Origin of the sequence: Viridibacillus sp. FSL E2-0187 (assembly GCF_038006425.1) — a bacterium.
Lineage (GTDB): Bacteria > Bacillota > Bacilli > Bacillales_A > Planococcaceae > Viridibacillus > Viridibacillus arvi.
In genome coordinates, this window is sequence record NZ_JBBOVG010000001.1 from 2871623 (window position 1) to 2883888 (window position 12266).

At 32.4% G+C, this 12266-nt stretch carries 18 protein-coding genes; 3 read left to right on the top strand and 15 right to left on the bottom strand.

The annotated features are described in order from the left end of the window. Window positions 1–35: 35 nt before the first annotated feature. The gene (locus tag MHH85_RS14050) at window positions 36–284 is read left to right on the top strand and encodes a ferredoxin (RefSeq protein WP_038190800.1); all 249 of its coding nucleotides are present in this window, start codon (window positions 36–38) and stop codon (window positions 282–284) included. 417 nt (window positions 285–701) lie between these two features. Here MHH85_RS14050 and MHH85_RS14055 read toward each other — a convergent pair whose 3' ends face one another. Both MHH85_RS14055 and MHH85_RS14060 read right to left on the bottom strand, forming a co-directional pair. Then, window positions 702–1367, bottom strand: a complete 666-nt coding sequence (locus MHH85_RS14055) for a DUF1129 family protein (RefSeq protein WP_340708176.1) — start codon at window positions 1365–1367, stop codon at window positions 702–704. Between the two features lie 73 nt (window positions 1368–1440). Beyond that, complete coding sequence (locus MHH85_RS14060) at window positions 1441–1767, bottom strand: PadR family transcriptional regulator (protein WP_193738892.1); 327 nt, start codon at window positions 1765–1767, stop codon at window positions 1441–1443. A gap of 218 nt (window positions 1768–1985) precedes the next feature. Between MHH85_RS14060 and fabI the strand changes: the two genes are divergently transcribed. Next, on the top strand, window positions 1986–2768 hold the full coding sequence (fabI, locus tag MHH85_RS14065; protein WP_193738891.1) for an enoyl-ACP reductase FabI: 783 nt from the start codon (window positions 1986–1988) through the stop codon (window positions 2766–2768). 77 nt (window positions 2769–2845) lie between these two features. Here the strand turns inward: fabI and MHH85_RS14070 are convergent, their stop codons facing one another. From MHH85_RS14070 to MHH85_RS14105, 8 genes are all read right to left on the bottom strand, one after another. After that, the gene (locus MHH85_RS14070) at window positions 2846–3040 is read right to left on the bottom strand and encodes a hypothetical protein (protein WP_340707533.1); all 195 of its coding nucleotides are present in this window, start codon (window positions 3038–3040) and stop codon (window positions 2846–2848) included. Between the two features lie 85 nt (window positions 3041–3125). After that, the gene (locus tag MHH85_RS14075) at window positions 3126–3674 is read right to left on the bottom strand and encodes an AAA family ATPase (RefSeq protein ID WP_193738889.1); all 549 of its coding nucleotides are present in this window, start codon (window positions 3672–3674) and stop codon (window positions 3126–3128) included. A gap of 19 nt (window positions 3675–3693) precedes the next feature. Next, complete coding sequence (locus tag MHH85_RS14080) at window positions 3694–4173, bottom strand: tetratricopeptide repeat protein (protein ID WP_340707534.1); 480 nt, start codon at window positions 4171–4173, stop codon at window positions 3694–3696. Window positions 4174–4244: 71 nt separating this feature from the next. After that, a complete protein-coding gene (locus MHH85_RS14085; RefSeq protein WP_340707535.1) occupies window positions 4245–4409 on the bottom strand; it encodes a DUF2197 domain-containing protein in 165 nt (54 codons plus the stop codon). A gap of 544 nt (window positions 4410–4953) precedes the next feature. Next, complete coding sequence (locus MHH85_RS14090) at window positions 4954–5667, bottom strand: Type 1 glutamine amidotransferase-like domain-containing protein (RefSeq protein ID WP_340707536.1); 714 nt, start codon at window positions 5665–5667, stop codon at window positions 4954–4956. A gap of 74 nt (window positions 5668–5741) precedes the next feature. Continuing rightward, window positions 5742–6530 (bottom strand): ABC transporter permease, encoded by a 789-nt coding sequence (locus MHH85_RS14095; protein WP_340707537.1) that lies wholly within the window; start codon window positions 6528–6530, stop codon window positions 5742–5744. Further along, the gene (locus MHH85_RS14100; protein ID WP_340707538.1) at window positions 6527–7435 is read right to left on the bottom strand and encodes an ABC transporter ATP-binding protein; all 909 of its coding nucleotides are present in this window, start codon (window positions 7433–7435) and stop codon (window positions 6527–6529) included. The genes MHH85_RS14095 and MHH85_RS14100 overlap by 4 nt, the downstream gene beginning before the upstream one ends. After that, window positions 7435–7671 carry a PLD nuclease N-terminal domain-containing protein gene (locus MHH85_RS14105; protein WP_053417281.1) on the bottom strand — a complete coding sequence of 79 codons (237 nt, stop codon included), beginning with the start codon at window positions 7669–7671 and terminating at the stop codon, window positions 7435–7437. Before MHH85_RS14105 ends, MHH85_RS14100 begins: the two co-directional genes overlap by 1 nt. A gap of 214 nt (window positions 7672–7885) precedes the next feature. On the opposite strand from MHH85_RS14105, the gene MHH85_RS14110 reads away from it, so the two are divergent. Beyond that, window positions 7886–8425 (top strand): helix-turn-helix domain-containing protein, encoded by a 540-nt coding sequence (locus MHH85_RS14110; protein ID WP_340707539.1) that lies wholly within the window; start codon window positions 7886–7888, stop codon window positions 8423–8425. A 188-nt stretch (window positions 8426–8613) separates the two neighbouring features. Here the strand turns inward: MHH85_RS14110 and MHH85_RS14115 are convergent, their stop codons facing one another. The 5 genes from MHH85_RS14115 to MHH85_RS14135 form a co-directional block, all read right to left on the bottom strand. After that, a complete protein-coding gene (locus MHH85_RS14115; protein ID WP_340707540.1) occupies window positions 8614–8964 on the bottom strand; it encodes a cupin domain-containing protein in 351 nt (116 codons plus the stop codon). A 49-nt stretch (window positions 8965–9013) separates the two neighbouring features. Further along, on the bottom strand, window positions 9014–9292 hold the full coding sequence (locus MHH85_RS14120) for a hypothetical protein (RefSeq protein ID WP_193738883.1): 279 nt from the start codon (window positions 9290–9292) through the stop codon (window positions 9014–9016). Window positions 9293–9341: 49 nt separating this feature from the next. Continuing rightward, entirely contained in the window at window positions 9342–10127 is a 786-nt protein-coding gene (locus MHH85_RS14125) for a class I SAM-dependent methyltransferase (RefSeq protein ID WP_340707541.1), read from the bottom strand. Between the two features lie 444 nt (window positions 10128–10571). Continuing rightward, on the bottom strand, window positions 10572–11264 hold the full coding sequence (locus tag MHH85_RS14130) for an AIM24 family protein (RefSeq protein WP_193738881.1): 693 nt from the start codon (window positions 11262–11264) through the stop codon (window positions 10572–10574). A 77-nt stretch (window positions 11265–11341) separates the two neighbouring features. After that, window positions 11342–11803 carry a DinB family protein gene (locus tag MHH85_RS14135; RefSeq protein ID WP_340707542.1) on the bottom strand — a complete coding sequence of 154 codons (462 nt, stop codon included), beginning with the start codon at window positions 11801–11803 and terminating at the stop codon, window positions 11342–11344. Between the last annotated feature and the right edge of the window lie 463 nt (window positions 11804–12266).

The following is a 12266-nucleotide window of genomic DNA, read 5'->3' on the forward strand; positions in this document are numbered from 1 at the left end:
CTAATTAGGAGCGATTGTAAAAAGGAGAGAGAAGCATGGCGAAATTTACCATTGTTGATAAAGATACATGTATTGCATGTGGTGCTTGCGGCGCTGCTGCACCAGATATTTATGATTATGACGACGAGGGTATTGCCTTCGTTATTCTAGATGATAACATGGGAACTGAAGAAGTTCCAGATGATCTAATGGAAGATATGCAAGATGCTTTCGAAGGATGTCCTACTGATTCAATTAAAGTAGCTGACGAGTCTTTTGAAGGCGATGCATTGAAATACGAATAGTAATACCGTTCGGTGGCTATTTTCACTTTTAGTGGAAATAGTCTTTTTTATTGTAGCCATATACTGCACTAGTTATCGGTATATTGAGTAAAAGTTGTCCCGTCATTATTCGAATGATAATTTATTATCTTTATTTTTTTACAAATTGTAATTTATATTAAACTATTTATATTCAAAGAGCTGATACTTAGAAAAACTTACTCATAGGACTGATAAAATTCGCTTTATCCATCTTTTTTATCTTTGAACATATTAAGATATTTTCTGAGGCGAGTAATCTAATGTCATTTGATTATGATGTGGTCGAAATAATTTCACCTTTATAGCTATTATTTTAGGTATGGTCTCCTCTGAATTTTTTATTAATTTATTCCGTTTCGAATAGAGAAAAAACTGCAGAATTGCTTCTGCAGTTTTTTAATAACTTTTCGTCCGATCACGCTTCATTAAATAACTAATCAGTAATAATGCAGATCCTGCACCTAGCTGAGTAAACCAAGTAATATTAACAAGAGGACCTAGCTCATCAGTAAGGTAAAGAATAGTAATAAACAAGCCGAATGTTACTACTCCCAAAACACCTGATTTAACCACAGTTCTTTTCGACATTTTTTCTTCAAAGGCACCTTTTTTTAACTGCGTCAATATTACATATAGTAAGCCCGAACCTATTGCAACAACTGCAACAATATTTATAATAGAGGAATACAAATAAATCTGATCTGATTTTGTGAAATAGCGTCCAATCGCTCCAATAATAATGAACCAACCAATTATGTCACATAATATTTCGACACCAAAAGTAAGGAGATTTCCCTTCTTTTCTTTCGGCAATCCCCTCACTATTTCTTCAGCATACACTTTCGGATTAGAACCAAACACATCACTTGCTGTTTTCCCTTCCCCTTGAGCTAATAATAAATGGTCAAGGATCTCTGTTAATACTTCCTCTGATTGACGTTCAGAGAGTAATAAATGAGCTCTAATATAGACAAGTAATTTATCAAAATAGATTTCATTTTCTTTCGTTAATAGCTTACGTTTTTCATTATTATCTGATATTAACTTCTTCACTATAACCATTTCCACTAATCCCCTCTCGATAGTCGTTCACACCACTTAAAATTTTATAATATGTAGAATTAATCATTACTTATTAACCCTTCTCTTTCATTAACTTTCCTACAGCATCAGAAATGCCGAGCCATTCAGTACGAATATCATCTAATGCTTCTTTGCCCGCCGTTGTAAGTTTATAATATTTACGATTCGGTCCTGAATCTGAAGGTCTCATTTCACCTGTAATTAAATCATTCTTTTGAAGTCGTAGTAATACCGGATAAATTGTCCCTTCACTGACATCAGATAGGCCAACCGTTTGTAGCTTTTTTGAAAGCTCGTAGCCATAGACAACTTCATTTTCAATCACCGCCAATATACAGCCATCTAATATGCCCTTTAGCAGCTGACTTCTAATTGCCACTATACATCAACTCCTCTCAGTACATTGCAAGACAAGGTACTAAGTAAATAAAATACTACTTTGTATAGCAAAGTAGCTATATTGACTATATATTGAAATGGTTTGGTTGTCAACTACATGGTTATACAAAGTAGTTAAATCACTAGTTGCATTAAGAGCTAATTTAGGGTAGAATTTTAGCATCAGGTACTAATAGTAACTATACACAGGAGGCTATTATGGAGAACTTACTACAATTAAAAGATAAAAATATCGTCGTAATGGGCGTGGCAAATGATCGTAGCATTGCATGGGGAATTGCAAAATCTCTTTTCGAAGTCGGTGCTAACGTCATCTTTACATATCGAAAAGAACGCTCTTTAATGAAATTGGAAAAGTTAATGGCAGGTTATGAAGACCAAGAGGCTACTTTCATCCAATGTGATGTGAATAGCGATGAAAGTATTAAAGCTGCATTCGATACAATTGGTGCTAAAGTTGGTACAATTCATGGTATCGTACATTCAGTGGCATTTGCAAACGCAGAGGATTTAAAAAACCGTTTCCTTGAAACTTCACGTGATGGCTATGCTTTTGCACAAGATACAAGCGCCTATTCACTAATTGCAGCTGCAAAAGCTGCACATCCATATATGACTGAAGGCGGTTCAATTGTAACAATGAGTTATCTTGGTGCTGAACGTGTCTTAGAAGGATACAATGTTATGGGTGTTGCTAAAGCAGCTCTTGAAGCATCTGTAAGATATTTAGCAGCGGATATCGGTGCTGATAATATTCGTGTTAATGCGATTTCAGCTGGTGCAATTAAAACATTAGCAGCAAAAGGCGTACCTTCATTCAACAAAATTTTAAACCGAATTGAAGAAAGCGCACCATTAAAACGTAATGTTACACAAGCTGAAGTAGCTGATATGACAATCGTTATGCTGAGTCATTTATCTCGTGGCGTCACTGGAGAAACGATTTATATTGATGGTGGCTATAATATTATGGGAATTTAATTTTAAAACGCACTCTTAGGAGTGCGTTTTTTTGAATGTCTTACTCGTCTATTAAGTTACAACTTCTCAGAAATAGATTATGCGCCAAAACCGCGAATGAAAACTAATACAATAATCAAAACATAACCAATCACAACAATAGATATAGTACCCATGCCAAAATACTTTAAGGGTCCATTTTCTTTGGTTTTTACTCCTTTAATTCCAAACCAAAAACTTGCGATCCAAGAAGCAATCCATAAGAAAAAATATAGATTTATAATGCCATTCATACTTAATGTGCTCCAGTAAAAAAAACAGAATCCCTACTATGCATAAAACAACCGATAATACACCATATCTCCCATTTAAAAACATTTAGTTCTCTCCTAGGATTTTATTATGACCATTCTGGATATAATCGATTACCTCGTCAATGTATGATTCTATAGGCTGAGAAGTATCTATCTTTAAACATTTTATCGCTTCTGGTTTTTTACTATTTTGAATCGTATATAAAAAATCCTCTTTTGAATTTATAGATGCGATCTGACTCAGCTTTCGATTTCTTGAAGCTAACCGATGATTAATTTCTTCAAAGTCATTTAGTAAGCACTCCACATATTTATAAGTTACATTATGTTTCTTCTGTAGTGAAAGACCTCTTTCAATTAATTCATCATATAAGCATGGACTATCAAGAATCACATTATTGCCTAGTCCAAGATAATAATCGATTAACTGCCAATCGATTTCATAAGAAATAGAGCCCGATGTTTTTCTATCTAAAGCTTCAGTGCTACTTGTTAATAAGGCTGATTTAATGATGTCATGATCAACGATAATTGCTCCAGTACGCTTTGCAATAGCTTGCGCAAGTGTGGATTTACCTGAACCAGGAAATCCAGACATTTGAATGAAAAACACTGTTCCGTATCCCCTTACTCTACCAAACTAGGTGAAGTTTATCTTTATAAAAATGAATAGCACGCTCGTAATCTTTAATACTTTCATCTTTTGTAGACGTTATAACCACATCAAGTAGTTGCCTAATTGAATCTTCGTGCTTTTTCAAATTAAACAAGGTCATTGCGTAAAATACTTGAAGCGCTTTGAATTCTGGATATTTTGTAATACCTTCTTGAAATACTTTTTCCGACTTCTGATATTCCCCAATTGTTCGCAAAGTACTTCCTAAGCCAAGATAAGCGTTAGGCTCATTTTGATTATCTAATCCAAGTTTGATAGCTTTTTCATAGTAAGGTATGGCTTCATTTTCAAGACCTATCACATCAAAACTCCATGCAGTTTGATAATTAACAATTGCATCTTCTGGAAAGTCATGTTGTATATTCATCATTAATTGATTGGAGTCTCTTAATAGATTATTGGCTCGTAGTTTCAAAACCTTCTCAAGTCTTTGCATTTATCAGCTCACTCCCTAATATACAATGGGCTAATAACCCATTTAGTCTAACTCTACAAAGATTACATATATTAGTACCTCTTCCGTTTTGCCACATGCTCTAATTTCTTTGTACAGCTTACACAATGAAAGTTTTTTGCTTTTCTCTCTTTATAAAGCTTGTAATGCTTCGTGCCTTCAATCAATTTATAAGGTTCTTTACACAAACCACAGATTACTTCATAGTAAATAACCATCGTTTATTGCCCCTCTCCATATAAATTTTTTGATTCATCCGCCTAACATTCTATTTAATATGCAACTAGAGATCATAATCTCTTCCTATAACTGACCAGTTCTAATTCATTAAATTATTCGATATGTTCCCAATAGCGAAACACCAAGAATTAGGATAATCATGAATACGAATATATCTAATCTATCTATAGATTCTAGGCCATCTATATTAATTGCTACCCAAATACTTAAATAGATTATAATTAAATAAAAGCATATATTGGGAATTATCCACAGAATCCTTCTCAGTTTTTATTCATATGGAAACACCTCACTCTAACTCTCCAATGCATATATCTCATTATCCTATAAATTCAAAATAATTACATCTAAATATAAAAAAGACTAACTAATTTCAGCTAGTCTTTTTCCTTAAATCAAAATCATCTAATTTATAAAAATATCATAGTAAACATGTTCAATCTATTTTTTATAAACAATAAAGGTATTAATTAAGAGAAATGATGTTGGCTTTAAATACTTACATTTCCTAATCTTAACTAGCTAACCCAGCATTATAACTTCCATATGTTCTTCAGTAAATTTAATATCTGTTGACAGTGAATATGCTGATGAATTTTTTTTTGAAATAACACACTTTGCTAATTCACCATTTTTAAAGTGGACAGCAGCGCCATCATCTACTGCTAGTCCAGATGAAATTCTTCCATTACTTATAAGCTTAAATAGCGCTTGTTTACTCTCTACATTATTGTAGTAAGGGCATAAAACTCCTTTTATTAAACCTAAGCCTGCAGAAATTTTGTATACTAAGGATTCATCCTTCCATATCCCTTCTTCAAACAGGTATATTGCGCTAGTCCCTGATCCAACTATGATTTGCCCTTTATGATAGGCTTCTTTAAGTTTCTCTTCCATCCTAAACTTTCTCCATGTATTGATCATAAAATTCAAGTTACCATCACCAATATAAAGAATGTCTTGTTTCTCTATTATGGAATCAACACATTTTTCATTCATGTCTGAAATCGTAATATGTGTAGGTTTACAATTCTTAATAGAAAAAACTTTATAAAAATCTTTAATATACTTTTCATTATCTTTACTCGCTGTTGCTATAAAACAAATGCTAGGCTTTATATTTATTGCTTGCTTTAATATATATTGTTCTAGTAATGGATTATCTATATTTGTCGAAAATTCCCCACTTCCGAGTGCAATAAATTGCAACATCTTACTGTCATCTATACGGGTCATGGTATGATACCTCTCCAGTTAAAATTCATTGATTTATCGTTTTTATATTTTGAAACTTCTAATACTATCTGAATCTACTTAGGTTGGAATTTTTTTTTCACGATCCAATGATACGTAAACATGACTGTTAGAATTACCCAAAGAATTGTTGCAAAAAAATTAATAGAAAAGCTTGCTCCCACTGAGCCTGTTATAAGCACATTCATCGCATGTTTGCTCATTCCAGCTGGATTTACCACATCTAAGACAGGATGAAGTCCAACTAACATTCTACAAATTAGTAACGTAATAATACCTATTAATGCAATTAACGCTTGGCTATTTAACACTGTGCTTAGCATTGTAGTGAACGATACGCAAAAAAGGATCCACAATAAATAACAAAAAAGTGCAGTAATCATTATTGATAACTCTATCCCGGTAAACAGGAAATGAATGTATAACAAAGAAGCGACGTAACCAATCCCCACACTTATTGAGACTAATAAATAATTAGAAAGGAGCTTTCCACCAATATAAGAGCTAACAGTAACTGGCCTTGTTAAAATAAATGCTAACATTCCACTTGATTTATCTGATTGAATTAACCCCATCATAGCAATGACTATTATCATTATGCCAAGTTGATCGAATTGTGAACCCAACGTTGCTGCAAGAACCTGTCCTCCTGTCTGTTCTGTCATAGATGGATCAATTGAAATTCCTTGTGTACCACCAAGTGCTTTTAAAATTGTGGGTAAGTAATATGTCATAACTGGCTGCGTCGTCCCTAAAAAGATAAATACAAGGGGCAACCAAATTACTTTGAAATCATTCAATACTTGACTATATTCTTTTTTCATTAGTACAGCTAAAGAATTCATGTTCCCACCACCAATTTCAAAAATATTTCTTCAAGGGTTTCGTGTTCATCAATTTCAAAACGTATGATATCAACATTATTTTCTAGTGCATTCTGGATAAGAGAATTTTTATATTTTACAACATCATCTAATGTGATTTTTACTTTATGGCCAGTCATTTCTGCATCTTTTACATACGGGAGCATTTTCACAGTATCTATCCAAGATTTATCATTATGTGTGATTTCTAAATATACAACAGGTTTACTATTACGACTTAGCAAGTCAAGCATTGTTGTATCTTCAATTTTTATTCCATTTTTAATGACAACGAATCTTTCACAAATCTCCTCTGCATCACTTAATATATGGGTTGATAATAATATTGTCGTTTCTTGCTTAATTTCTTGAATCAAATTTAGAACCTCTCTTCTACCTATCGGGTCTAAGGCTGAGACCGGTTCATCCATTACGATAAAAGCCGGTTTATGTAACAACGCCTGTGCTATACCAAGTCTTTGCTTCATACCGCCTGAGAAAGTTCGAATTTTGGCATCCTCTTCACCTGAAAGTCCTACTTTAGCTAATATTATCGGTACATCTCTAATCAATTCTTTTTTTGAAATGCCCGACAGTTGCCCCATAAAAAAGAGTGTTTCTTTCGCAGTCATCCATTCATAAAAATTCGGATACTGGGGAAGGTACCCTATTTCACGCTTCATTTTTGAGATGTTTTTACCCTCTAACAGTACTTCACCTTCATCTGTTTGAAGGATATCGGCAATTATCTTAATTAATGTAGATTTTCCGGCTCCATTTGGTCCTATTAATCCTACGCATTGACCCGTTTCTAATTCCATTGAAAATTGACTAACCGCTTTCTTTTCCTTGAATTTTTTGGATACATTTTTAATTTCTAGTTTCATTATGCTCTACTGTCCTTTCTTCCTATTACGAAATATAAAATCGGACCTATCGTATTGCAAAATAAAATAACAAGTGTCCAAATAAATACATTTTCCCTCGTCTTACGATTACGATATAAATCTAATAAAGCAATCAAAATTAAAATAAATCCTACTGCCATAAAAGGTAATATGATTGGTAAAACTCCCATCCAATCTATATCCTTTAAATCTTCCAGACTATAATGTAATTGCATTTTAAATCCCCTCTCTTGAATTTAACATTATATTATCATTATCGATAATGATAATATAAGTGTATTACATTTGTATAGACTTTTCTCAAATTATTTTAATTCAACTAATTTTTATAAATTAAATATAATATAACTGTTGTACTTGTAATTTTAATAATTCATGTTGATAATATTATCAATATGGATAATGAATATTTTTTTCAAAGGAGAAACAATGAAAAATAAAGCTGAAGTTTTAATTCACCCTGTAAGAATGAAAATATCTCAAGCTCTTATGAGAAATAAAGAAACTGGTCTCACTCCACTTGAAATGGTGAAGATTATAGAAGATGTGCCACAGGCCACTCTATATAGACATATTCAAGTGCTTTTAGATGCTGGTATTATCCAAATAATTAAAGAGAAAAAAGTCAGATCTGTATTTGAGAAATACTATTCACTAAACGAGGAAGCTGCTCGACTTGACTCAGAAGAATGGCAAAAATTATCTAAAGAAGAAAAGGTTAGTTATTTATCTTATTATCAATTATCATTAATGACTCAATATGAAAGTTATTTATCAGGGTTAGAACTAGACGGTTCTAAAGAAGACAAGGCAACCTTTTCGCTGTTAGAATTAAAAATTGATGATGAACATTTTGATAATTTCCAGCAAGAATTAAATAGTTTAATGCTCAAGTATTATAATAAAAAAATTAACAACCAGAATATCCCTACACGTACAGTTGCAGTAACAATTATTCCAAAATCTTAGCCTTAAAATATGATTAAGACTACACCATAATTAAGTGAAAATAATGAGAAGATAAAGTTGCTGCATTTGATACCTTCTTTCCATTTTGTGAATATTGGAAAATTAATTTAAATAAATACAAAATAGGCATATAAAAAGGACTAGCTGATTATCTAGGCTAGTCCTTTTATTATTAATTTTCATTTCATCTAGAAATCCATCTTTAATGAAAGCATGTCAGACGCTCTCAATTCATCACTCTCTATTACCATCACTTGCATACCGCATTCACTAGTAGTTTCATGCCATTCACCCTTGTCCCAAAACACGGCATCACCGAGACCAACAGTTTTTTCGCCTTCTTTACCAACAACATTGCCAGTTCCGTTTAATACTATAAGCAATTGATTGGTTACAGTTTGATGGTTACCAATCACACCATTCTCTTCTAAAATCATTAAACTAATATTTGTTGCTGTTGAAGTTTGGCAAATATGCGATAGTTGAAAATCCGAATCAAACACATTCATCTGCCTTTTAGATATATTAAATATTTGCAATTACTCTCACCCCTAAATGTTTAAAGCGATCTATTATTTCAATTGAAATTCACAATTCCAAATTCTTTTCATGGCTACTCAAAAAACCTCTTTTCAATTGTAATACAACCAATGAAAGAACTACCGCATTAAAAGCATAAAAAATAGCATATATAATGGCCACTTTCTTTTCATTAACATCGAAAATCGGCAAAATATTAGGAACTACTAATAAAATAATTGTAACGACAGATGAATATAAGATACTTTTATGTTTAAAAACCCCAATAAAACTTGAAATGAACACAATTAATAGAGCCAAATAATGATAGTAAGGGATAACTGACACATATTCTCTCCTCTGTAATGTTATTTGTAAATGATAAATTATTAATACATCACTTACATGTTTCACTAACTTTCTTACATACAAAATTCATTGAATAGCTATCATTTGTAATTATGTTTTCTTGCCAATCTTCATATATTTGAATAACTTCAAACCCATGATTAGCAAGCATTCGTTCCATCTCCTTTGGGTAAACATATCTTAATGTAATATTAGTACTCACTTCGTTTACTATATGATTTGTTTCATCCTTATATTTTCGAATTGTTGTATAATATTGCAATTGATTGAGCGCATCATATTTTGCAATTGTAGATACATCTACTTTATATTGCGTTTCATCATCAATATATGAATACCAAAATTCTTCTGTTTCTGGCTGTAGTAATTCTTCAACACTCGGAAATCTCGTATTAAAGATGAAAATGCCATTTTGTAAAAGATGTCTATTAACCGATGATAATAATCCATCTTGGTCTTCGTTCTTTAGAAAATGTTGAAAAGAATTCCCAACAGAAAAAGCAAAATCGGTTTTAAAATTTAATTCTAACTTCGTACAGTCTTGTTGAATCCATTCTATTGGTAAGTTCAGTTTACCGGCTTTCTTCTTCGCTTCATTTAGCATACCTTCATGTGAATCTATCCCTACTATCTTGTGACCACTTTTTGCTAAAGGAATCGTTACCCTACCAGTTCCACATGCAATATCAAGAATTGTCCCTTCAGCCTTTAACGCCCATTTTTGTAGAAAAGGAATATCCTCTGTGTAATCGTTATTTTCCTTATCGTATAATATTGGATTATCATATTCTTCTGTATTGTGTTTTATTGACATATGTAAATCCCCCCTATTATTTTGATTGTCCCATATTTTCAAAATGATTACATTAATAATTCAGAAAATACTACTGCTATTTTTCTATTTGATGCACTTTGTTCCATTATGATTGATGTAAGTATACACATGAATAAAAAAACCGTGAGAGTAACCCTCACAGTTTTCATTTATATAATCTCTAAAAAAATTGAACTGTTTTTATAGACCCATTTATTACTCTTAGAGACAATGCCTCATCCTTGGTTTTCATATATCATAAGCACAAAAAAAAACGGAGTTCTATAGACTCCGTTTTTTCAATAAAGCTATTATTATTTTGTTGTCATGAGTTTAATACCTAGCCCTATAAATACAAGGCCTGATAGAGACTTTTTCGGTTAAATTAATTTCATTAACACCTCTCCGGGCAGCTCAAGAGTTTTTTTATACGCTTCAAAACTTTTAACTCTGTGTTTGCATATAAACTTCTTCATACGGTTGAACAATGACAAAACCGTCTCCTTCAAACCTCATTTGGATCGATTCTCCACTACCTCTTCCAATAAAGGTTTTTAGTGATATATCCGTTTGAAATTCAGGTTGAAGATTTCCGGACCACGCTACAGTTGCATTTGGATCTGTAATAACTGGTTTTCCTGGCGTTACACGTAAGGTTAGCGGTTCATAATGAGTTGTAATGGCAATCATACCCGTTCCTTCGCACCGCACATTAAACAAACCACCTGCCATCATACCTGCTACTTTTCTCATAAGTTTAATATTGTGATTGATAGAAGGTTCAAATGCAAGTAGGTCATTTCCATTTACATAAATTGCTTCGTTCTGCAAATATAGAATAATGATTTTTTTTCCACTGTCAGCAAGATATAACTTTCCTTGCCCATTTGCTTTCATGAGCGAAGCACCTTCACCAGTCAAAGCTTTTTTGAACATAGCCCCTATGCCATGTTCTAAAATACCCTCTCGCTCAAATTTAATCCTTCCATGATAAGCGACCATAGAACCTGCCTTGGCCCAGACGAGTCCATCAAGATTAACTTCTAGCAAACGAGGTGTCTCTAATTCAAAAAATCCTTCTCCTTTATCTTCTTGCTCAGTATTTTTAATAAACTCAGTTATCGAATATTTATTCATGCTATACACCCTTTCATATTTAAAATACACATGCTGCATATATAAACTAGATCTTGAAAAAGACTAATTTGAAATCCCTATCTCACAAATCTAATAAAATCAATATTAACTGGTTCTATACCTTCTGCTCGAAGTCGTGAGTTAATCTGTCCTCGATGATACTGACCATGCAATGCTATATGAGTTAAAACATCCCTTACTGAATTCTTAAACTCTTTTCCTTTACTGTTCGAGTAGGATATTAATTTATCTAGGTCAGTATTTGCTAAATTAGTAAGAAACGTAGTTAAGCTCTCTTCATTTTGAATAACAAGTTCTGTACAGACTTCTATATCGACATCTGACCAGATAGGCAGTCGTGAACTGTCCATTGAACTGTCCAATCCTTGTAATCTAGTTATCCAAACTTTTTCTGCTAATAGAATATGGGAAAATAAACGGAATACATCTTGATTTTCATCTCCAATACTTTGTAATGTTTCAAGAATACGCTGATTAGCCCAATTTAAATGCTCATACATCTTTTGAATAGTTTTCAATGAGAATCACGCCACCGATAATTAAATTTTTCAATTGGATTTCCCCTTTAAAAATGTATTTCACTCCAATTTGATATTATCATATAATTACATTTATTCCACATATAGAAAAACCACTGTATACTTACCTTTAAACAAGAGCTATTTCAAACCTTTCAACACTCAATTCTTTTCCTCCTACAAAAATTCGCTTTTAACAAATCAATATATAGTCCCTCTAAGGAGAATATGAATGCATTTGTAAGTTATTAATCTATGAAATGCTGTTATTAACTGTTTAATTAGTATTGTTAGAGAAATCACACTTAATTTTGAGAGTAGTCCTATCTCTTCAATCTTAAATACAAAAAAATCTCCTTTCTCGTAAAAAGGAGTAAATGACTAAGTTCAACATTGTAACAATTGCCCACCGTTTAATGAAAATAGTAAAAACGAAAATTCCCCAAAGAAAAACAGTACGTTT

What these genes read in the sequence shown, in the direction of transcription:
- MHH85_RS14095 (WP_340707537.1), bottom strand. Translation starts at nt 6,530, where the DNA reads ATGAATTCTTTAGCTGTACTAATGAAAAAAGAATATAGTCAAGTATTG.
- MHH85_RS14055 (WP_340708176.1), bottom strand. Translation starts at nt 1,367, where the DNA reads ATGGTTATAGTGAAGAAGTTAATATCAGATAATAATGAAAAACGTAAG.
- MHH85_RS14085 (WP_340707535.1), bottom strand. Translation starts at nt 4,409, where the DNA reads ATGGTTATTTACTATGAAGTAATCTGTGGTTTGTGTAAAGAACCTTAT.
- MHH85_RS14100 (WP_340707538.1), bottom strand. Translation starts at nt 7,435, where the DNA reads ATGAAACTAGAAATTAAAAATGTATCCAAAAAATTCAAGGAAAAGAAA.
- fabI (WP_193738891.1), top strand. Translation starts at nt 1,986, where the DNA reads ATGGAGAACTTACTACAATTAAAAGATAAAAATATCGTCGTAATGGGC.
- MHH85_RS14125 (WP_340707541.1), bottom strand. Translation starts at nt 10,127, where the DNA reads ATGTCAATAAAACACAATACAGAAGAATATGATAATCCAATATTATAC.
- MHH85_RS14050 (WP_038190800.1), top strand. Translation starts at nt 36, where the DNA reads ATGGCGAAATTTACCATTGTTGATAAAGATACATGTATTGCATGTGGT.
- MHH85_RS14110 (WP_340707539.1), top strand. Translation starts at nt 7,886, where the DNA reads ATGAAAAATAAAGCTGAAGTTTTAATTCACCCTGTAAGAATGAAAATA.
- MHH85_RS14130 (WP_193738881.1), bottom strand. Translation starts at nt 11,264, where the DNA reads ATGAATAAATATTCGATAACTGAGTTTATTAAAAATACTGAGCAAGAA.
- MHH85_RS14080 (WP_340707534.1), bottom strand. Translation starts at nt 4,173, where the DNA reads ATGCAAAGACTTGAGAAGGTTTTGAAACTACGAGCCAATAATCTATTA.
- MHH85_RS14090 (WP_340707536.1), bottom strand. Translation starts at nt 5,667, where the DNA reads ATGACCCGTATAGATGACAGTAAGATGTTGCAATTTATTGCACTCGGA.
- MHH85_RS14070 (WP_340707533.1), bottom strand. Translation starts at nt 3,040, where the DNA reads ATGAATGGCATTATAAATCTATATTTTTTCTTATGGATTGCTTCTTGG.
- MHH85_RS14105 (WP_053417281.1), bottom strand. Translation starts at nt 7,671, where the DNA reads ATGCAATTACATTATAGTCTGGAAGATTTAAAGGATATAGATTGGATG.